The sequence below is a fragment of the uncultured Ruegeria sp. genome, assembly GCF_947500045.1.
GTDB lineage: Bacteria > Pseudomonadota > Alphaproteobacteria > Rhodobacterales > Rhodobacteraceae > Ruegeria.
On record NZ_CANMQQ010000004.1, the window covers coordinates 207,832 to 228,050 of the forward strand.

The 20,219-nt window shown below is 57.7% G+C and carries 21 protein-coding genes; 5 read left to right on the forward strand and 16 right to left on the reverse strand.

Features of this window, described 5'->3' with window-relative positions:
• Positions 1–212: 212 nt before the first annotated feature.
• From pheS to Q1B46_RS09160, 5 genes are all read right to left on the reverse strand, one after another.
• Entirely contained in the window at positions 213–1,286 is a 1,074-nt protein-coding gene (gene pheS, locus Q1B46_RS09140) for a phenylalanine--tRNA ligase subunit alpha (protein ID WP_299662762.1), read from the reverse strand.
• A gap of 70 nt (positions 1,287–1,356) precedes the next feature.
• Positions 1,357–2,727, reverse strand: coding sequence for a glutamate--cysteine ligase (locus Q1B46_RS09145; protein WP_299947193.1), 1,371 nt, complete (start codon positions 2,725–2,727; stop codon positions 1,357–1,359).
• A 64-nt stretch (positions 2,728–2,791) separates the two neighbouring features.
• Positions 2,792–3,319, reverse strand: a complete 528-nt coding sequence (locus tag Q1B46_RS09150) for a hypothetical protein (protein WP_299947195.1) — start codon at positions 3,317–3,319, stop codon at positions 2,792–2,794.
• Positions 3,316–4,164, reverse strand: a complete 849-nt coding sequence (locus Q1B46_RS09155; protein WP_299947197.1) for a GNAT family N-acetyltransferase — start codon at positions 4,162–4,164, stop codon at positions 3,316–3,318. Before Q1B46_RS09155 ends, Q1B46_RS09150 begins: the two co-directional genes overlap by 4 nt.
• Positions 4,161–4,886, reverse strand: coding sequence for a 16S rRNA (uracil(1498)-N(3))-methyltransferase (locus tag Q1B46_RS09160; protein ID WP_299947199.1), 726 nt, complete (start codon positions 4,884–4,886; stop codon positions 4,161–4,163). Before Q1B46_RS09160 ends, Q1B46_RS09155 begins: the two co-directional genes overlap by 4 nt.
• A 12-nt stretch (positions 4,887–4,898) precedes the next feature.
• Between Q1B46_RS09160 and ubiA the strand changes: the two genes are divergently transcribed.
• The 3 genes from ubiA to Q1B46_RS09175 all read left to right on the forward strand — a co-directional run bounded on the left by ubiA (position 4,899) and on the right by Q1B46_RS09175 (position 8,148).
• Positions 4,899–5,861, forward strand: coding sequence for a 4-hydroxybenzoate octaprenyltransferase (gene ubiA / locus Q1B46_RS09165; RefSeq protein WP_299947202.1), 963 nt, complete (start codon positions 4,899–4,901; stop codon positions 5,859–5,861).
• 66 nt (positions 5,862–5,927) lie between these two features.
• On the forward strand, positions 5,928–7,826 hold the full coding sequence (locus Q1B46_RS09170) for an OmpA family protein (protein ID WP_299947557.1): 1,899 nt from the start codon (positions 5,928–5,930) through the stop codon (positions 7,824–7,826).
• A gap of 1 nt (position 7,827) precedes the next feature.
• Positions 7,828–8,148, forward strand: coding sequence for a hypothetical protein (locus Q1B46_RS09175; protein ID WP_299662747.1), 321 nt, complete (start codon positions 7,828–7,830; stop codon positions 8,146–8,148).
• Positions 8,149–8,153: 5 nt separating this feature from the next.
• Here the strand turns inward: Q1B46_RS09175 and Q1B46_RS09180 are convergent, their stop codons facing one another.
• From Q1B46_RS09180 to pgsA, 3 genes are read right to left on the reverse strand one after another with little or no spacing between them, the layout of a single operon-like run.
• Entirely contained in the window at positions 8,154–8,597 is a 444-nt protein-coding gene (locus Q1B46_RS09180) for a molybdenum cofactor biosynthesis protein MoaE (protein ID WP_299947206.1), read from the reverse strand.
• 1 nt (position 8,598) lies between these two features.
• Complete coding sequence (gene moaD / locus Q1B46_RS09185) at positions 8,599–8,844, reverse strand: molybdopterin converting factor subunit 1 (protein ID WP_299662741.1); 246 nt, start codon at positions 8,842–8,844, stop codon at positions 8,599–8,601.
• Positions 8,845–8,847: 3 nt separating this feature from the next.
• Positions 8,848–9,516, reverse strand: coding sequence for a CDP-diacylglycerol--glycerol-3-phosphate 3-phosphatidyltransferase (gene pgsA, locus Q1B46_RS09190; RefSeq protein WP_299947209.1), 669 nt, complete (start codon positions 9,514–9,516; stop codon positions 8,848–8,850).
• Positions 9,517–9,706: 190 nt separating this feature from the next.
• Between pgsA and Q1B46_RS09195 the strand changes: the two genes are divergently transcribed.
• Positions 9,707–10,591 (forward strand): DMT family transporter, encoded by an 885-nt coding sequence (locus tag Q1B46_RS09195; protein WP_299947212.1) that lies wholly within the window; start codon positions 9,707–9,709, stop codon positions 10,589–10,591.
• Here Q1B46_RS09195 and uvrC read toward each other — a convergent pair.
• The 7 genes from uvrC to Q1B46_RS09230 form a co-directional block, all read right to left on the reverse strand.
• Complete coding sequence (uvrC, locus tag Q1B46_RS09200) at positions 10,588–12,462, reverse strand: excinuclease ABC subunit UvrC (RefSeq protein ID WP_299947559.1); 1,875 nt, start codon at positions 12,460–12,462, stop codon at positions 10,588–10,590. The two genes, Q1B46_RS09195 and uvrC, sit on opposite strands and share 4 nt — an antisense overlap.
• 290 nt (positions 12,463–12,752) lie before the next feature.
• Positions 12,753–13,532: an SDR family oxidoreductase gene (locus Q1B46_RS09205; protein ID WP_299947215.1), complete on the reverse strand. Its 780-nt coding sequence runs from the start codon at positions 13,530–13,532 to the stop codon at positions 12,753–12,755.
• Between the two features lie 21 nt (positions 13,533–13,553).
• Positions 13,554–14,516, reverse strand: a complete 963-nt coding sequence (locus Q1B46_RS09210) for a calcium/sodium antiporter (protein ID WP_299662726.1) — start codon at positions 14,514–14,516, stop codon at positions 13,554–13,556.
• Positions 14,517–14,684: 168 nt separating this feature from the next.
• Positions 14,685–15,482: a S49 family peptidase gene (locus tag Q1B46_RS09215; protein WP_299947220.1), complete on the reverse strand. Its 798-nt coding sequence runs from the start codon at positions 15,480–15,482 to the stop codon at positions 14,685–14,687.
• A gap of 104 nt (positions 15,483–15,586) precedes the next feature.
• Entirely contained in the window at positions 15,587–16,348 is a 762-nt protein-coding gene (locus Q1B46_RS09220) for an ABC transporter permease (protein ID WP_299662719.1), read from the reverse strand.
• Positions 16,345–17,274 (reverse strand): ABC transporter ATP-binding protein, encoded by a 930-nt coding sequence (locus Q1B46_RS09225; protein ID WP_299947224.1) that lies wholly within the window; start codon positions 17,272–17,274, stop codon positions 16,345–16,347. The genes Q1B46_RS09220 and Q1B46_RS09225 overlap by 4 nt, the downstream gene beginning before the upstream one ends.
• Before the next feature lie 92 nt (positions 17,275–17,366).
• Entirely contained in the window at positions 17,367–17,882 is a 516-nt protein-coding gene (locus Q1B46_RS09230) for a CoxG family protein (RefSeq protein WP_299947227.1), read from the reverse strand.
• 145 nt (positions 17,883–18,027) lie between these two features.
• Between Q1B46_RS09230 and Q1B46_RS09235 the strand changes: the two genes are divergently transcribed.
• Positions 18,028–19,122, forward strand: a complete 1,095-nt coding sequence (locus tag Q1B46_RS09235) for a CaiB/BaiF CoA-transferase family protein (RefSeq protein ID WP_299947230.1) — start codon at positions 18,028–18,030, stop codon at positions 19,120–19,122.
• A gap of 57 nt (positions 19,123–19,179) precedes the next feature.
• Here Q1B46_RS09235 and hemE read toward each other — a convergent pair whose 3' ends face one another.
• Complete coding sequence (gene hemE, locus Q1B46_RS09240; RefSeq protein WP_299947233.1) at positions 19,180–20,214, reverse strand: uroporphyrinogen decarboxylase; 1,035 nt, start codon at positions 20,212–20,214, stop codon at positions 19,180–19,182.
• Positions 20,215–20,219 lie beyond the last annotated feature (5 nt).

The following is a 20,219-nucleotide window of genomic DNA, read 5'->3' on the forward strand; positions in this document are numbered from 1 at the left end:
GAGCGAATGTACGCGGCCCAAATACCTGGGGATAGCGCTACAAGAAGGATGAAGCCCAACAAGGCAGCACTTGGGCCTATTAAAAAGATAGCAACCCGCGTAGCTAGAACTGTACCGAGCAATAGGCTCATCAACCAACGAATGGGTGCGCTAGAAACACGATCATTCCACCAGTCAAAGTAGCGAGCCAAATACAATCCTACAGGGTACATCTACCGACTCAAACCACCATGCAAGTTCGGCATGTCCAACGCCGCGAACCCATAGTGCCGCAACCACCGCAAGTCTGAATCAAAGAACGCCCGCAGATCAGGAATGCCGTATTTCAGCATCGCCAGACGGTCGATGCCGATACCAAATGCAAAGCCCTGATAGACCTCGGGATCAATCCCACCGGCGGCGATCACCTTGGGGTGGACCATGCCGGAACCAAGGATTTCCATCCAGTCGTCGCCCTCGCCGATCTTAAGCTGACCGTTATCCCAGGAACAGCGGATATCGACCTCGGCCGACGGTTCGGTGAAGGGGAAGTGCGAGGCGCGGAAGCGCAGCTCGACATCGTCGACCTCGAAGAAGGCTTTCACGAACTCTTCCAGAACCCATTTCAGGTTTGCCATCGAGATGTCCTTGTCGATGGCCAGCCCCTCGACCTGATGGAACATCGGTGTGTGGGTCTGATCATAATCTGCGCGGTACACGCCGCCCGGACAAATGATGCGGATCGGCGCGCCCTGTTTCTCCATCGAGCGGATCTGAACGGGCGAGGTATGGGTGCGCAGCACATGCGGCGGGCGTTCATCACCCTCGGCGCGGTGCATATAGAACGTGTCCATCTCGGCCCGCGCGGGGTGGTGGCCGGGGATGTTCAGGGCATCAAAATTGTGCCAATCGGTTTCAATCCGAGGCCCTTCGGCGACGGAGAATCCCAGTTCGGCAAAGATCGCGGTCAGTTCCTCGGTCGCCTGACTGACCGGGTGGATCGAGCCTTGACGGCGCGGGCGGGTCGGCAAGGTGACATCCAGCCATTCGGTGCGCAAACGCTCATCCAACGCGGCATCGGCAAGGGCTGCTTTCTTGGCGGAAAGCGCCGAGTTGATCTCATCCTTCAGGGCATTCAGCGCAGGGCCTGCAACTTGGCGCTCTTCGGGGGTCATCTTGCCCAACTCGCGCATCTTCAGCGCGACCTCGCCCTTTTTACCGACGGCAGAGACGCGGATCGCCTCAAGCGCATTTTCGTCGCCCGCTTCAGCGATCTGCCCCAGATATTTTGCCTTAAGATCGTCCATGACGCCCTCTGAATTTGGTCGCCAACCTGCTATCGGCCCCGCCTCGCGAATGCAAGCGGGACGGTCGGGATCAATAGCTGTATTCGGGATAAATCCGGGTCAGGTCGCCATTCCAGTCACCATTGTAGTGATCCAGCAACTCATCCGCCGGAACCTTGCCCGTATCGATGCTGTCCTTCAGCGCGTTCAGGAAATGCGTCTCGTCGTGCACCAGCCCACCCGCTCCGGGAAGTGCACGGGATGCCAGACCGGCCTCGGCAATCGAGACCACTTCGCGCGCCAGATCATGCATGTTGATGTTGCCGACCCGCGCTTGCAGGCCATCCTTGGCGGCCTCAATCCGCAACGCTTCGCGTGTCTCGGCATCCCAGCCTTTGACCAGATCCCAAGCGGCATCCAGCGCGCTTTGATCATAGGTCAGACCGACCCAGAAGGCGGGCAACGCGCACAGGCGACGCCATGGTCCACCATCAGCGCCGCGCATCTCCATGAACTTCTTGATCCGTGCTTCGGGGAATGCGGTGGTCAGGTGATCAGCCCAATCGCTGAGCGTGGGCGTTTCACCCGGCAACGCGGGCAGCTTTCCCTGCAGGAAGTCGCGGAACGACATGCCCAGAGCGTTGATATATTGCCCGTCGCGATAGACGAAATACATCGGCACATCGAGCGCGTATTGAACGTAGCGCTCAAAGCCAAATCCCTCTTCGAACACAAATGGCAACATGCCTGTGCGCGCATCATCCAGATGACGCCAGATATAGCTGCGCCAGCTTTTCTGACCGTTCACCTTGCCCTCGAAGAACGGAGAGTTCGCGAACAGCGCCGTAGCGACAGGTTGCAACGCCAGCGCCACGCGCAGTTTCTGTACCATGTCGGCCTCGGACCCAAAGTCGATATTGACCTGAACCGTGCAAGTGCGCCGCATCATAGCGCGGCCCATGGTGCCGACTTTTTCCATATAGTCGTTCATCAGCCGATAGCGGCCTTTCGGCATCAACGGCATCTCGTCGTGGGTCCAGATTGGGGCCGCGCCCAGACCGATAAAGCCCACGCCGATCTCATCGGCGATATCCTTGACCTCGCGCAGGTGGGTATTCACCTCATCGCAGGTCTCATGAATGGTCTCAAGCGGAGCACCGGATAGCTCCAGCGCGCCACCGGGTTCAAGGCTGACATTGGCCCCGTCCTTTTCCAGACCAATCAGGTGCCCGGCTTCGCGCACCTCGGCCCAGCCGTGGCGACCGCGCAGGCCTTCCAGCACAGCAACAATCGAGCGCGTGCCTTCAAACGGCAGCGGCTTCAGCGTATCCTTGCAATAGCCGAACTTTTCATGCTCGGTACCGATGCGCCAATCTTCCTTGGGCTTGCAGCCTGATTCCAGATATTCGGCCAGTTGCTCATGGCGTTCGATCGGCCCGCCGCCGGACTGGGGAATGGACATGAACCGTGCTCCGATCCTGCTGTGTCTGTGTTTGGGCCAGTCCTGAGCGCAAACCGTGCCAGTGTCAATGCAACCGCAGATGTGCAGGTCGCGAAGGCGTCCGTTCCCAGATAACCACCGGATGTCCAACGCCACCATTAAGTTCCGACAGCATTTGTTCCGTTTTCAGCCCCGGAAGGTTGGAAAACACGTCGAACAAAGCTTCTGCCCCTTCAGCGTTCACCGGAATGTGAAGGGTCGGCTGCCCCGGTTGATCCAAAACCCAGAGCGCGGGACGTGAGGTGGGGTCCAACGCCAGCCTCTCAATCTCGCGCGCGGCGATCATGCCGCCATCAAGAGGGCCCAAATATGTGATCTGCCCCTCATCGATGGAGACCACACCCGGACCGCCCGCCCCAGTTCGAAACCGACTGCGTTGTATTCCGACGATTGCCAGCGCCCCCGAGATGGCAACCAGCACCCAACCCAGCCAGCCCAGCAAACCGCCGGGGCCGCTGATCCAGCTTAGGCCAAGGATCAGAACAAACCCCGCAACCAGCACTTCGCGCCAACGCCATAACGCCAGTTTGGCTTCGGGTCGGATGAAACTCATGCTACGTCCTCCGGGCTTTTGAACAAGATCAGCGAGAACTGGCCCGCAGGTTGAAACCCAATTGCCATATAAGCACGCGCCGCGGATTCGGAAGCCGCAAACAGAACTGAACGGGACACTCCGGTGTCCCGCGCCTCGGTCAGGTGCAAGGCAACTGCGAGGCGCGCATAGCCACGGCCGCGCAATTCGGGGGGCGTGTATACACCCCCGATCTGAACAATCTCGGGCAGGCGGGCGTTGAAACCGGTCATGGCAACGGGCTGTTCGTTGACCAACAGAACCCGGTGAGAATCACGCTTGCAATAGGCTTCGAAATCTTCTGCGGCCTGTGTTCTTGCCCTTTCAGGATCAAAATCCATGGCCTCGATCAGATAGTCCCGCCGCCAGTTTTCTGTGATCGCCCAATCAAGATCCTGCAACGGGGCAAGTCTGGCGTCCGAAACGTCCGGCACAAGCAACTGGTCCAGCTCCAACGAGAACCCTGGCTCATCGCTGTTGAGTGTCGCGGGCCTGTCTTCCCAACCGCCCAGCCGCATGAGCCGCCGCGCCTGTTTGGCTTCGGCGGCGATACCGAATAGTGCGTGACCCCTGATAAGGCAGAGCGCTTGCGCCAGCTCTTCATCCGAGCAATCGGGACATTGCAGCAGGACCATGCCTTCGTTTGTAATAGCAAACACAGCGCGTAACGGATCGCCAAGTATCCACGCTTTCAACGAACGGGGATGTGGTCCGCGCAAGCCGAAATCGCGCAGATTGGCCAATGGAAACATGGATGTCTGGATGTGCCGTGACAGAAATGCATCGATATCCGGCAGGTCCAATTCCTGCGCTGTTCGCCAGGTCACGACCAATCCCCCAGCGCCTGTTGCCACATCGCCATCGCCGCAACCACCGCGGTATCGGCACGCAATATACGAGGCCCAAGGCTGACCACATGGGAATATGGCAAGGCCTTTAGGCGCTTGCGCTCAGGCACGGAAAACCCACCCTCGGGGCCGATGAGAATGGCCCATGGCTGGCCCTTTTCGTTTTCGGCCAGCCGAAGGGAAGCGCCAACCTCAGCCTCATCACAGAACATTAACTGCCGATCGTCAGGCCATGCGGCAAGGACGCGATCCAGTCGTTGCAGATCAGTGACCTCGGGCACGAAGGTGCCGCCGCATTGCTCTGCGGCTTCGACCGCGTGCGCTTGCAACCGGTCCTGCCGAATACGTTCGGAATTGGTGAACTCAGTCTGTACGGGCATGATCCGCGCCGCGCCCATTTCGGCCGCTTTTTCCACGATGAAATCAGTACGGGCCTTTTTGATCGGAGCAAAAAGCAGCCACAGGTCCGGCGGAGGCTGCAATGGTTTCGTTTGCTTCACGCAGGACAGTACGCCACCCCGTTTGCCCGCTTCGGCAACCCCGGCCAGCCATTCACCATCCTGCCCGTTGAACAACGCGACATTCCCACCAACCGACAGCCGCATGACCCCGAACAGGTAATGGGCCTGTTCGCGCGTCAAAGGAACCGATTGCCCCGGACCCAGAGGGTGCTCTACATACAGTCTGATCTTCGCAGTCATGAGACCCTACATATGCAAGGCAATGCCCCAACACCAGACGGTCAGGTCGCCGACGCCGCGACCGGAAACTGGGTCGACACGCACGCACCCGCCTTTGCCCGCCCCTACCTGCGGCTCAGCCGGGCTGACCGACCCATCGGCACTTGGCTGCTGCTGATTCCCTGCTGGTGGGGTCTGGCACTGGCGATCCTGAGTGACGGCAACCCACGGTGGGAAGATCTTTGGATCGCCGTAGGATGCGCCATCGGGGCCTTCCTGATGCGCGGCGCGGGGTGCACATGGAACGATATCACCGATCGAGAATTCGACGGGAAGGTGGAACGTACAAGATCACGCCCGATTCCGTCTGGTCAGGTTAGCGTGCGTCAGGCGGTGTTCTGGATGGTTCTGCAATGCCTGTTGGCGTTGGTGATTCTGCTGTCCTTCAACCGTGCGGCAATTGCCATGGGCGTCCTTTCGTTGCTGCCGGTTACGATCTACCCGTTCGCAAAGCGCTTTACGTGGTGGCCGCAGATCTTTCTGGGGCTCGCGTTCAACTGGGGCGCCCTGCTGGCTTGGACCGCGCATACCGGAACGGTCGGCTGGCCGGCGGTCATGCTCTATCTGTCAGGCATTCTATGGACGCTGTTTTATGACACGATCTACGCCCATCAGGATGCAGAAGATGACGAGCTGATCGGTATTAAATCCACCGCCCGGTTGTTTGGCACAGATACCGCGCGATGGCTAAAGTATTTTCTGATCGGAACGGTCAGTCTGATGGGCTTTGCAATTATTGATGCCGCTTTGCCCGAAGCATCGGTTCTCGCCTTGGTCGTCGCCCTTGGCGGGCCTTGGGCGATGGGGTGGCATCTGGCCTGGCAATTGCGGGGTCTGGACACGGAAGATAACGCCAAATTGCTGCAATTATTCCGAGCCAATCGAGACACCGGCCTGATTCCGCTGATCTTCCTCTGCGTCGCCCTTTTGCTTTGATTGCACCTCTGGGCCGGGCTCTGTATGAGTCCGGAATCAACCGCCCGAGGAGTCTCGATCCCAGCCATGCGCTTGCCTTACCCCATCGCTGTTGCGTTGATCTTTGCGGTTTCTGCGGGTCTGTCCCTGATCGCCGCCAGCTTTTCGGTCAGCAAGATCGAAGACGCATCCGAGTTTGCAGTGCGACGCGTGCTGAACCTTCAAGCTCATGACTGGGCCGAGGTAGAATCCGATGGGTTGCGCGTTGTCCTGACCGGCACCGCCCCCGATGAGGCCACGCGGTTCAACGCCCTTACCGCCGCTGGGACAGAGGTTGATACCTCGCGCGTGATTGACGAGATGGAGGTGGCGCCCACCGCCGACCTGACCCCACCCCGTTTCTCGGCCGAGATCTTGCGCAATGACAGTGGCATTTCAATCATCGGACTGGTGCCCGCCAGTCAGGATCGCGACGATCTGATAAACAGGCTACAGCGGCTTGATCAAAGCGCGCCCGTTTCAGACCTGATGGAAAGTGCCGACTACGCCGAGCCCAAGGGCTGGGATCAGGCCATCGATTATGCGATCAAGGCGCTTTCCGATCTGCCCCGCGCCAAGATATCGGCTAGCCCGGGGCTTGTGCGCATCACCGCCATCGCAGATAGCCAGCAAGAGAAAGACACGCTGGAACAGAACCTAAGCCGTGCTGCACCGCCGGGCTTGCGAATCGGACTTTCAATCACGGCCCCTCGCCCAGTGATCACACCCTTTACGCTGCGCTATCTGATAGATGAGGAAGGCGGGCAATTTGATGCCTGTTCCGCCCAAAGTGAAGAAGCGCGGGACCTCATCATCGCAAGCGCGCGAGAGGCTGGTTTGACAGGGCCAAATTCCTGCACGATCGGTCTGGGGGTTCCCTCGCCCCGCTGGCCCAACGCCGCACAGTTGAGTATCCGGGCGCTGGCCGAGATCGGTCAGGGATCGGTCACCATGTCAGACGCCGATGTCACGTTGGTCGCGGCCCAGGATACCAACCCGCTTCTGTTTGATCGCATCGTGGGGGAGTTGGAGAACGCCCTGCCCGATGTATTTGTCCTCCACGCCGTGTTGCCCATGCCCGAGCCGGATGATCCGGCAGGTCCCGTCGAATTCAGCGCCACACTCAGCCCCGAAGGTCTGGTACAGTTACGGGGTCGCGTGGGTGACGAGACATTGCGCGATATGACTGACAGTTTCGCGCGCGCGGCCTTTGGATCAGCGCAGGTCCACACGGCCACTCGGGTGGTTCAGGACCTTCCGGCGGATTGGCCAGTGCGTGTGTTGGCCGGGCTCGATGCCCTATCTCACCTGCACAATGGTGCGCTGACAGTCACACCAGACGATGTTTCGCTGACTGGCATCAGCCATGATCCCGAAGCCAAGGCGCAGATCGCTGGATTGCTGTCGGACAAGCTGGGCGATGCGCAGGATTTCAGCCTGTCGATCACCTATGTCGAACCTCCTGCACCGGAAGATGCACTGCCGGACCCGGAGGTTTGCGAAGAACAGATCGCCGAAGTTCAGACAAGCAGCAAGATCGCGTTCGAGCCCGGATCAGCAACAGTGGCCACCGACTCGCGCGATGCATTGAATGAGATTGCTGACATCCTGCGCGAATGCGGTCCGATCCGATTGGAAATTCAGGGCCATACCGACAGTCAGGGCCGTGAGGAAATGAACCAGCAGCTCAGCCAGGCGCGTGCCCAATCCATTCTGAACGAACTGCGCGGGCGACGCGTGCCGACCTCAAGCTTTTCGGCCGTTGGCTATGGTGAAACGCAACCCATTTCCGACAATGGCACCGAAGAAGGCCGGGAAGAAAATCGCCGCATCAATTTTCATCTGATCAAACCCGAACAAACGGCCGATACCGAGACCGGGCTTGAAGCCATGGAATCAGAAACACCGGACACCGATGCCTCGGATGCAGGCACAGAGGACCAGTAAAGTGAACAGAATAGAATTTGTTATCGCCACCGCAGTCATCCTGTTCGCAGCGTTCTGCATGGGCTGGTTCGCCAACTGGCTGGCCCATCGCCTGTCGCGCGTGCGCCAAAGCGACGTGGCCGATCTGGATCGCATGAGTCAGGAACTGCACGAGGCCGAGGAAACCCGCGATCAGGCGATCACCTATCTGCAACAACGCGAAGCAGAGTTGACCAATCAGTTGACGCAAACCGAAGCCGAGCTGACTGCAGCGATGGAAGGGCTTCGCGCAGCCCGGCAGGAAGCCGAAGAATTGCGCGGCCGGATTAACAACGCGGATTGATTGGCCTACCAGCGGGTCAGTGCGTCCTCATCCGCATCCTTCGCGGCGACCCATTCTGCGCCGGACGTCGTTATTTCCTTCTTCCAGAACGGCGCGCGGGATTTGAGGTAGTCCATCAGATATTCTGCCGCCTCAAACGCGTCCTTGCGATGCGGGGCAGCGGTGGCGACCATCATGATCCTGTCACCAGGGGCAAGACGTCCGTGGCGGTGGATCACCAGAACATCCCCAAGCGACCAGCGCTCCATCGCCTCTTGCGCAATGTTCGTCAGGGCGCGCTCGGTCATGCCGGGGTAATGTTCGATCTCCATTATATCCAAATCGCCTGTGGCCAAGTCGCGCACAACGCCCGTGAAGGTCACGATTGCCCCATTGGCATCGTCTGTGGCGGCAAAAGCATTGGCTTCGGCCCCAAGATCAAACGGGGCATCCTGCACGACGATCCGCATCTTAGCCACCCGTCATGGGTGGAAAAAATGCAACCTCGCGCACACCGGTCAGAGGGGCGTCGAAATCCGACAGCTCCTGATCCAGCGCCACGCGTAGGGCAGACAGATCGGCAAATGCAGCGGCATAGCGATCCTCGCGGGCGCTGAGTTCGGCAACCAGATCCGAGACCGTTGCCGCATCCGTTTCTACCTTTTCTTTAGGCAGGCCGATACGTTCACGCACCCAGGCGAAATACAGCACGTCCATCGATTAGCTCTCCTTCAGGTGAGGCATAGCTTTACGTAGGTAGTCATAGCCGGTGATCAATGTCAGCGTGGCAGCAATCCAAAGCAGCCACAGACCGATCCGGCCTGACCAGAACATACCCTCAAGATACCAGCGCATATGGCCCAAATCTTCCACTTGACCGGTCAGTACCTGATCTATGGTCGTGGCGTCCATGCCGAATGTGGCCATTACAAAGTGATGTTCGAATATTCCTTGTGAAAACAGGATCGCGATCGCGACCATCTGCGCGGTCGTCTTCCACTTGGCCAGTTTGGTCACCTTCAAAGTGCCAGCCACGTCGCCCAAATATTCCCGCAGGCCCGAGACAAAGACTTCGCGAAACAGAATCACTGTCGCGGGTAACACCAGCCAAGGTGTCCAATGCTCGGTCGAATATCCGACCAGAATCATCAGCGCGATCACCACCATCGCCTTATCGGCAATCGGATCCAGCATGGCACCGATCTTGGTTTCCTGTTTCCACGCCCTTGCCAGGTAGCCATCGAACCAATCTGTGATGGCGGCCGACATGAACAGGATCAGTGCAAACCAATCCGCGTAGGGGCGCGTGAAATACAGAAACATCACGGCAAGACCGGGCGCGGCAACAAGGCGCAGCACGGTCAGGATATTCGGCAGGTTCCATTTCATGGTTTGGACCCTACATCGCCGGTTCAAGACAGAAAAGGCAGGGTCGCAAAAAACTAACCAAGCACAAGTAATTGCAGTACTGCGCGTCGCAGCATCGCAACAGCGGGATCTCATTCAGATACGTCTTGGCATCAGAGCGCTTTGAGGTCAGATTGACGGTCGGTCCGGCCAGAAAGCACCCAACCCCAACATGACACCGCACATTCAAACCGATCCCCGGTCGAACCTGATCGGCAGCGCCTGGATGGTGGCTGCAATGGCCCTTTTCGCGCTGGAAGACGCGTTGTTGAAAGGCGCGTCGGTCAGCCTACCAATCTGGCAGGTTCTGATTCTGTTTGGCGCGGGCGGCGCAGCAATATTTGCCTGCGTTGTAACGGCGCGCGGTGGACGCTTATTCCACCCCGATGTCTTGTCGCGCCCGATGAAGATAAGAGTATTGTTCGAGATTCTCGGGCGCATGTTCTACCTGCTGGCCATCGCGTTGACGCCACTCTCGGCGGCAACGGTGATCTTACAGGCGACGCCATTGGTTGTAGTTGCGGGGGCCGCGCTGATCTTTGGCGAAACTGTCGGTTGGCGTCGGTGGAGCGCGATCATGATCGGATTGCTCGGTGTCGTCATCATCGTCCGCCCGACAGGCGACAGCTTTTCGATGCTCTCGCTTCTGGCCGTGTTGGGTATGTTGGGATTTGCGGGCCGCGATCTTGCCAGTCGCGCAGCACCCGCCACATTGGGAACCGATGTGCTTGGGTTTTACGGGTTTCTCGCGATCGTAGTGGCCGGGCTGGCCTATCAACCTTTAGAAGGCACGCCCATGGTGGCGTTGTCTGCCGTCAGCAGTCTGCAGATTGCTGCGGCGGTGACACTCGGCACCATGGCCTATGCCTCGCTGATGAAAGCCATGCGGACTGGCGAAGTCTCTGCGGTGACGCCGTTTCGCTATTCGAGGCTGCTATTCGGAATTGGGCTGGGCGTCTTTTTGTTCGGAGAGCAGTTAGACCGGACAATGTGGATCGGTTGCGCACTGATCGTAGCCTCGGGGCTTTACATCCTCTGGCGCGGACGGAAGGCCTAACCCTTGTCGTGAAAGAAGTCATAGACCTTCTGCGCTAAACCAGCCGAGATCCCCTCAACTGCTTTGAGATCCGCCAAATTGGCCCGACCCACTGCTTTAGCGCTGCCAAAATGGGCCAGCAAAGCCCGTTTGCGCGCGGCCCCGACGCCTGGAATTTCATCGAGCGGCGTCGCACCCACGGCCTTTGCTCGCTTTGCGCGATGCGTTCCGATGGCAAAGCGGTGCGCCTCGTCCCTTAAGCGCTGGATGAAGTACAGAACGGGATCATTGCGTTTCAATGCAAAGGGGCGCTGGCCGACGCGGTGGAACTCTTCTTTGCCATGGTCTCGATCCACACCTTTGGCGACACCGATCATCGGGATGTCTTCAACCCCGTGCGTCTGCATGATCTCATGCACAGCGCTCACCTGCCCGGCACCGCCATCGATCAGAAGCAGATCCGGCCACTGCCCTTTGTCCCGATCCGGGTCTTCCTTTTGCAGGCGGGTGAAGCGGCGTGTCAGAACCTCTTTCATCATACCGAAGTCATCGCCCGGGGTCAGATCATCACCACGAATGTTGAACTTGCGATAGGCGTTTTTCATATAGCCTTCAGGACCTGCCACAATCATCCCGCCAACCGCATTGGTGCCCTGAATGTGCGAGTTATCGTAGACCTCGATCCGAGCCGGCGGTGCGTCCAGACCAAACGCCTCAGCAATACCGCGTAGCAGCTTGGCCTGTGTCGCGCTTTCCGACATGCGCCGCGCCAGTGATTCACGCGCGTTGCGCAAGGCACCTGCAATCAGTTCCTGCTTTTCACCGCGCAAAGGAACCAGGATCTCTACCTTGCGCCGTGCCTTCTCTGTCAGAGCCTCCTGCATCAGATCGGCATTTTCAATTGCATCAGACAGGATCAACTGACGAGGCGGTTCCTTATTGTCATAGAATTGACCCAGGAAGGCTTCCATCACCTCAGCGGGGGATACATCAGGTCCAACCCGAGGATAGAAATCCTTGTTCCCCCAATTCTGATTGGCACGGATGAAGAACACCTGAACACAGGCCTGTCCGCTATCCATATAAAGGCCGATCACATCCGCCTCGGCCACGCCGCGCGGGTTGATGCCCTGAGAGGTCTGCACCTGCGTCAGCGCCCGGATACGGTCGCGCAAGCCAGCGGCGCGTTCGAATTCCATCGCCTCTGATGCGGCCATCATCTGTTCGGCCAGATCCTCCTGCACCTTAGTGGATCGACCTGAAAGGAACCGCTCGGCATCTTTTACGCTTTCGCGATATTCTGTATCCGAGATCAGACCAACGCACGGCCCCGAACAACGCTTGATTTGATAAAGCAGACAGGGCCGTGTGCGGCTGTCGAACATGGAGTCCGAGCAATTACGCAGCAGGAACGCCTTTTGCAGTTGGTTTAACGTCCTGTTAACAGCCCCTGCACTGGCGAAGGGTCCAAAATAGGCCCCCTTTTCCTTCTTGGCTCCGCGATGTTTCTTGATTTGCGGAAAGGCATGATCCTTGGCGACCAAAATGTTTGGAAAACTTTTGTCATCGCGCAGCAGCACGTTGTACTTGGGCTTAAGCTGTTTGATCAGGTTTTGTTCCAGCAGCAACGCCTCGGTTTCAGTCCGCGTGGTCAGAAACATCATCGAAGCGGTCGAGGCGATCATCCTTTCGATCCGACCCGAATGCCCCGTACGCGTGTAATTCGAAACCCGCGCCTTCAGGTTCCGTGCCTTGCCCACGTACAAAACCCGACTTTCCACATCCAGCATCCGGTACACACCGGGCGAGTTGTCCAGTGTTTTCACATACCGCTGAATGCAGGCATAGCCTGTGTCTTGGGTCGAGGAATTGGGATCTGTGCTGGTGGTCATAGGACTGAGATATGATTCTCTGACCATGGCTGCAATCTTGTGCGCTTCAGATCAAGAGAAAACAAATCCACGACTTCTGTGGATAAGTGTGCAGATAACTTTTGAGGCATCGCGTTTTTCCCTTGAATCCTTGCCTATTCGCTGAACTGCACAAAAAATAGGCAGTATTTTAAGCACCTGTTTTTAAATGATATTTTTTATTACCTGCGACAAGTGTATGAAAATTAAGACAATTTTGTAACGCACAGGTAACACAAATGAGAGCGGTGCAAAACTTGCAGCAGTTTTACCTATTCTACTCCTAGAACATCCGGCGTCTGCCAGCCCAGATGCTGCCCGCCATCAACGCATAGAAGTTGACCGGTAACCGCGTGTGCATCCAGAAAATAACCCAGCGCGGCAGTGATATCTGTCGGGTTTGCACCACGCTCGAGAATTGTGTTCTGCCGCTGCGCGTTAAAGTGTCTCTCGCTTTGCCGATGGCCCTGGAGCGTCGGGCCCGGGCCAATCGCGTTCACGCGGATTGCGGGTGTCAATGCCTGCGCTGCGGTCCGAGTCAGGGCCCACAGACCCATTTTGGCAATCGTGTATGACATGAATTCTGGCGTCAGCTTGCGCACGCGCATATCCACCATGTTTACAATCAAGCCGACGGCTTGGGGTTCACCCTGTGCATCAAGATCCGGTTGCAAACCCTGTTCGGCCATGGCCTGGGTCAGGACAAATGGTGCCCGCAAGTTGCTGTCGAGGTGCCGGTCCCAGCTTTGACGTGTCGCAGTGTGAATGTTGTCGTATTCAAAGACGGACGCGTTGTTGATCAGACAGGTAATCGGTCCGCCCAGCGCCTCAGCCGCACGGGGTAACAATGCGCTGGTCTGGGATTCGTCAAGCAGATCAGCTTGCAGCGCCACCGACCTGCGACCCAAGGTCTGCACCTCATCGACAGTTTCACGCGCTGCCTGTTCCGAACTGGCGTAATGCACCGCCACATCCATGCCACGTCGTGCCAGATACAGCGCCATGGCGCGACCCAAGCGTTTTCCGCCGCCGGTCACCAATGCTCGGGTCATGGGTTCTCTCCCCAGGTCAAATCACGCCAGAAGGCTGACTACATAGATCATGTAAAGCAGAGTCAGGATGAAACCCCAAACCCGTGTGATATCTTTTTTGAAGAAAACAAACGGGATCAGCAAAAGCGACGAACCCAACATCACCCATAGATCAAAGCGCAGGAACTCGCCATCAACCGGGATACGCCCAAACAGGGTCGTGATGCCGATAATGGCCAGCAGATTGAACATGTTCGATCCGATGACATTGCCCAACGCCACGTCCGCCTGACGCCGCAAGGCGGCCATAACCGTTGTTGCAAGCTCTGGCAGTGACGTCCCTACTGCGATCAGGGTAAGGCCGATCACAGTCTCGCTCACACCATATTCCCTGGCGATGACCGTCGCATTGTCCACCAACAAATGCGCGCCCATTGGCAAACCGATCAGCCCGAGCAGCAAATAGACCGCCACTTTCCAATAGGGCATGTTGGGGTCTGCTTCCTCAAGGCCTTCAAGCTCGTCCTCGTCCTCGCATTCCTCGCCACAGGCTTTGCGGTGGGCACGTGCCTCGCGAAAGGCATTGGTCAGGACCAGAGCCAGCGCTGTCAACAAGATTGCCCCGCTGACCAAATTGAAGACGCCACAAAAGGCCAATCCAATGAACAGGACCGATGCGAGAAGCATGAAAACGTAGTTCTTGCGGCTGTCACATTCACTTGTGTGCAACGTCGCCAGCATCGCGGGCAGGCCAAGTACCAGCAAGATATTCGCAGTGTTCGACCCCACCACATTGCCCAGCGCAATACCCGGTGCGTTTTCCTTGATCGCACTGATCGCAATCAGAAGCTCGGGGGCCGAGGTACCAAATGCAACAATGGTCAGGCTTACAATTAGGGCGGGGACACCCAGACGCAGGCTAAGATTGACCGCCCCACGTACCAATGCATCACCAGCCAGCAGCAGGATCAGCAGCCCAAGGCCGGAATACAGCCACGCCGTCATCCACGGCCTCCTTTTTCACATGAACACGGGCCTTTACCGATCCGGAAACGTCCACAACGCGGACATTTCGCAGAGCTCAGCCGTTTCTGCCCTGGAAAGCGCAACTTTCCAAACATCGCCAAAACGCCCATGGCGATCAGGAACAGAGTGACTATTTTGATGATCACGTCACAGCCCGAAACGCGCATAGGCTGCGCGCTCCTCCAACCCGGCAATGGCATCCTGCGCCATCGTCGCCCCAAAGCGTGACCAGATCGGTTTACGCAGACCGTACCGGCGGAATCTGACCTTGTCGCCGAACTTTTCCTGCATTTTGGGCTTCAGATGCGCGATACCGTCGATCAGGCCCAGCTCTTGCGCGCGGCGGGCCAGCCAGACCTCGCCATTGAACAGATCTGCATCGGTATCCAGCTTACCGTCCCGGCGGGTTTTGACATGCGCTATGAAATTCTCGTGGATATCACCCAGCAGCGTCTTGAGGCGGGCAACGTCCTCTTTCTTTTCCGGCGCAAACGGATCGAGCATCGATTTCGACTGACCCGCTGTGTGCACGCGTCTTTCGAACCCCTGTCGGCCCAAAAAAACATGCGCGCCAAACCCCGAAGAAATTACACCGATCGATCCCAGAACCGAACTGTCATCCGCCCAGATCTCATCTGCCGAGGCAGCCAGCCAGTACCCACCCGAGGCAGCCACATCTTCGACGAAGGCATAGACAGGAATATCAAGTTCCTCCGCCAACCGTCGAATACGGGCACCGATCAGAGAACTTTGGACGGGCGATCCACCTGGTGAATTAACCTCAAGCGCCACAGCGGCGGGTTTACCCTTGCGAAAGGCTTTCTCCAGCACCGGTGCCAAGGTGGTCGCACTCATCGACCCGCGCCCGGCCATTCCGATGGCGCCGGACAGACGAACAACGGCCACAAGGGGCTGCTTTTTAATAAAGGGCAGGCTGAGCTTCATGGAAGCCGATGTAGAGCGCGCCGAGGTTGTAAACAAGGGACCCGCACGGCCATAACCGCGACGTGAACCAATTTCACACACCTGATGGGCAAAAATGCAACGCCCTAACTGCGGATGCGCCAGCCGGTTTTGAATATCCAGCCGATGATCGCAAGGCAGATTCCGGTGAAGGCCAGTATGGCAAGAAGACTCCAGAATATCGGCACATCAGCGATGCCATAGAACGACCAACGAAAGCCTGAAATCAGGTAAACCACGGGGTTGAACAGGGTGATCGTTTGCCAAAGAGGAGGCAGCATCGAGATCGAATAGAATGTGCCACCCAAAAAAATCAACGGCGTCACAACAAGTTGAGGCACAAGCGACATCTGTTCAAAATTCCCGGCCCAGATTCCCACAATGAAGCCCAGAAGGGAAAAACTGAGGCACGACAAGATCAGGAAAGCGGCCATGGCGAACGGGTGTTCTATGCGTATGTCGACAAAGAAGGTGGCTGTCGCCAAAATGACGAGCCCCACAAACAACGCTTTTGTCGCCGCAGCGCCGACATAGCCGATGACGATTTCAATGAAATTAACGGGCGCTGACAGCAGCTCATAGATCGTACCCAGAAACTTGGGGAAATAGATGCCAAAGGACGCGTTTGAAATCGACAACATCACCACCGATAACAGGATAAGGCCCGGCACGATGAAGGCTCCGTAGGACACACCCTCGATCTCTTGGATTCGGCTGCCAATGGCGGTACCAAACACCACGAAATAAAGAGAGGTCGACAGGACTGGCGACAAAAAGCTCTGCGCAAGTGTGCGGAAGAACCGGGCCATTTCGAACCGGTAGATGGCGGCAATCGCGGACCAGTTCATGCGGGTTCTCCGGATACGAGGTTAACGAATATCTCTTCCAGGCTCGACTGCCGGGTCTGAACGTCACGCAATACCAGCCCGGCCTGCGCCACGTCATTCAGCAAAGTGGTGATCCCGGTTCTTTCGGCATTGGTATCGTAGGTATAGATCAATGCATCTCTGGCCCCATTCAAAGCCAGGTTATGCTCGGACAAGCTGTCTGGTATGGTCGCAACAGGTTCGGTCAGCATCACCTCGATCTGTTTCTTACCCATCTGCGCCATCAGAGTGTTCTTGTCCTGCACCAGCAGAAGTTCACCCTTGTCGATCACGCCCACGCGGTCGGCGATCGCCTCGGCCTCTTCGATATAATGCGTGGTCAGGATGATGGTGACGCCAGCCTGTTTCAGCTCGGCCACAATCTCCCACATATCCTTGCGCAACTCGACATCAACACCGGCGGTGGGTTCATCCAGAAACAGCACCCGTGGCTCATGCGCCAAGGCCTTTGCAATCAGCACACGGCGTTTCATGCCACCAGACAATTCCTTGATTGCATTGCGACGCTTATCCCACAGGGACAGCTTGCGCAGAATCTCTTCAATCCGGGCATTGTCACTGCCATGGCCGAACAGACCGCGCGAAAACCGGACAGTATTCCAGACCTTTTCGAACGGCTCCAGCGCGATCTCTTGTGGCACCAAGCCGATCATCTTACGGGCCGCGCGATAATCGGCCTGAATGTCATACCCGCCAACGGTCACCGAGCCCGAGGTCGGGGTGGTAATCCCGCAAACCGTTGAGATCAGTGTTGTTTTGCCGGCACCGTTGGGTCCCAACAGCGCAAGAATCTCACCCTCTTCGATGTCCAGAGACACGCCTTTCAGCGCCTCAAAACCATCAGCATAAGACTTCCGCAAATCCCGGATGGACAAAATGGTCGACATATGTTCCCTCGTTCTGGCCCCGCAACCTATCGCGACAGACCATCGTGGAACAGTCCGATTCCGCACAATGTCATGCGCATGTACGCAGGGGCTTAGTCCCGTCCGGCCAAACGACCCAGCCAACCCTTTTTAGCGTCTTCCCCCGTGGCTTCGTCTTGCGGTGGCGGTCCTTCGAAATGCTCTTGCAGGTTGGCAAAGAACTGATCGGCCATCTTCTTAGCGAACCCATCAATCAGGCGGCTGCCCAATTGCGCCAGTTTACCGCCCACTTTGGCATCGACCTCGTAGGTTAGAACGGTGCCACCGGACGTACCGGGCTCGAACGTCACGTTTGCGCTGCCCTTGGCAAAGCCTGCTGCCCCGCCCTTGCCCTCGCCTACAATGGTCAGACGTTCAGCTTCAACCATATCGGACATGGTGACCGTGCCTTTGAACGTCGCCTTCACCGGGCCTACCTTTTGCACCACAGTCGCATGATACCCTTCGGTCGGATCGCCGGTAATCTCTTGCGCGCCGTTAATGCAGGCCTTCAGCACTTCGGGATCCAGCAAAGCAGCATATACGGCGGCAGGTGGTGCCTGAATTTCACGTGTATCGCTTAGCTGCATCTGAGAACCTCTTTTCAAACCTGCGGGTAGACCAACAAAGACCTAGCCCTGAAACATCAGTGCAAGCAACCCAATTGCGCCACACAATGAATCTTCGCTTGCATTCACAACGCCACGCAGAAACCCTGCGCCGCAGGAGAGAGCCATGCTGAACGGTATTCGCATCATCGAAATCGAAGGGTTGGGCCCAGCCCCATTCGCATCCATGCTGCTGGCAGATTTGGGGGCGGACGTCATCACGATCCATCGCACGGGTTCTGCGATCACACCGGGTATGCCCGAACAATCCCTTCTGGACCGAGGCAAACGATCCATCGCGCTGGACCTCAAGGACCCGCAGGATCTCGACACAGCCAAACGCCTGATCACAACCGCCGAGGCGCTGATCGAGGGCTTTCGCCCCGGCGTGATGGAAAAGCTGGGGCTTGGTCCGGAAGCCTGCCACACGCTCAATCCAAAGCTGGTTTATGGCCGTATGACGGGTTGGGGTCAGCAAAGCCCCTTGTCTGGCGCGGCAGGTCACGACCTTAACTACATCGCGCTTTCGGGGGCTTTGTGGTACGCGTCCGCGCCCGGTCAACCTCCTCTGACGCCACCCACTTTGGTGGGCGATATCGGCGGCGGCGCGATGTACCTGGTTACGGGTATTCTCGCAGGGCTTTTGAATGCTCGGACCACCGGCAGGGGCACTGTGGTCGATGCAGCCATCTACGATGGTTCAGCCCATATGATGAACCTGTTGATGAGCCTGCGCCAGACCGGAAACCTGTCCGATGCCCGGGGCGAAAGCTTACTGGATGGCCCCCATTGGAGCCGGGCCTACACCTGCGCAGATGGCGGCTTTATCTCGGTTCAATGTCTCGAGCCCAAGTTTTACGCATGCTTTCTGGATATCCTTGGCCTTGGCGACGAGGCAGAGTTCTCCCAGCAATATGAACGCGCTGCATGGCCCCACCTGACCCAACGGTTGGGCGGCATTTTTGCCCGCAAACCACGCGACGAATGGGCCGAATTGTTTGCGGGAACCGACGCGTGCGTCGCCCCGGTCCTGAGCCCACAAGAAGCGCAGAATCATCCTATGAACGCGGAACGTCAAACATGGATCGACCACGACAAAACCCGACAAGCCGCCGCTGCCCCAAGATTCTCAACCTACGACTGGACCCCCAAGCCCAGCCCGAAACGCGGAGAGCACACTCAAGAAATCCTGAATGAGCTCCCGCCCGCTTCATCTGGCTAAAAATACCTCGGGGGTGAATTGGCCGCAGGCCAAAAGGGGGCTGGCCCCCTCACCGGCTCACCGACTGCGCACCGTGTCGATCATCAACTGAACATTCTCAGGATCCGCATCCGGCGTAATCCCATGCCCCAAGTTGAAGATATGTGGCCCGTTCGAGAATGCCTCGACGATACGGCGTGTCTCATCCACCAGTGCCTGACCACCCGTTACCATGTGCGATGAGGCCAAGTTCCCCTGAACGCACCCATCAATCTGCACATTTTCAACCGCCCATTCAGGCGACACAGAGTTATCCAACGCGACACAGTCCACCCCAGTGGTCTTGGCGAAACCGATATACCCCTGATCCGCTTCACGAGGGAAGCCGATGACGGGAATGCCCGGATGGCGGGCTTTGATGGCCCCGGTTATGACGCGGCAGGGTTCAACCGCGTATTTCTGGAACGAGTCACCTTTCAATGATCCCGCCCAGCTATCGAAAATCTTGACGACCTCTGCCCCGGCATCGATCTGAGCGGACAAGTATTCAATTGTGGCCGCTGTTATTCGATCCAGCAACGCCTCAAACAGCGCTGTGTTTTCTTCGCGCAGCGCATGGGCTGGCCCCTGATCCGGGGTTCCCCGGCCAGCGATCATGTAGGTCGCCACGGTCCAGGGTGCACCCGCGAATCCGATCAGAGTTGTCTCGGACGGAAGCTCGCGCGAAAGAATACGTACGGTCTCATAGACAGGTGAGAGGGTTTCGTGGATATCCTCAACGGCTTTCAACGCATCGAAATCCGATTGCTGCGTGATTGTCGACAACCGTGGCCCCTCACCGGTGACAAACCACAAATCCGCACCCAGCGCTTGGGGCACCAGCAGGATGTCAGCAAACAGGATTGCGGCGTCGAACCCATAGCGGCGGATGGGTTGCAGAGTAACCTCGGCGGCAAGCTCCGGGTTATAGCACAAAGACAGGAAATCCCCAGCCTGAGCACGCGTGGCCCGGTATTCGGGCAGATAGCGCCCGGCCTGACGCATCATCCAGATCGGCGGAACGTCCTGAACTTCACCCGCCAGCGCCCGCAGCAATTTCTTAGTCTCGGCCATTCGTG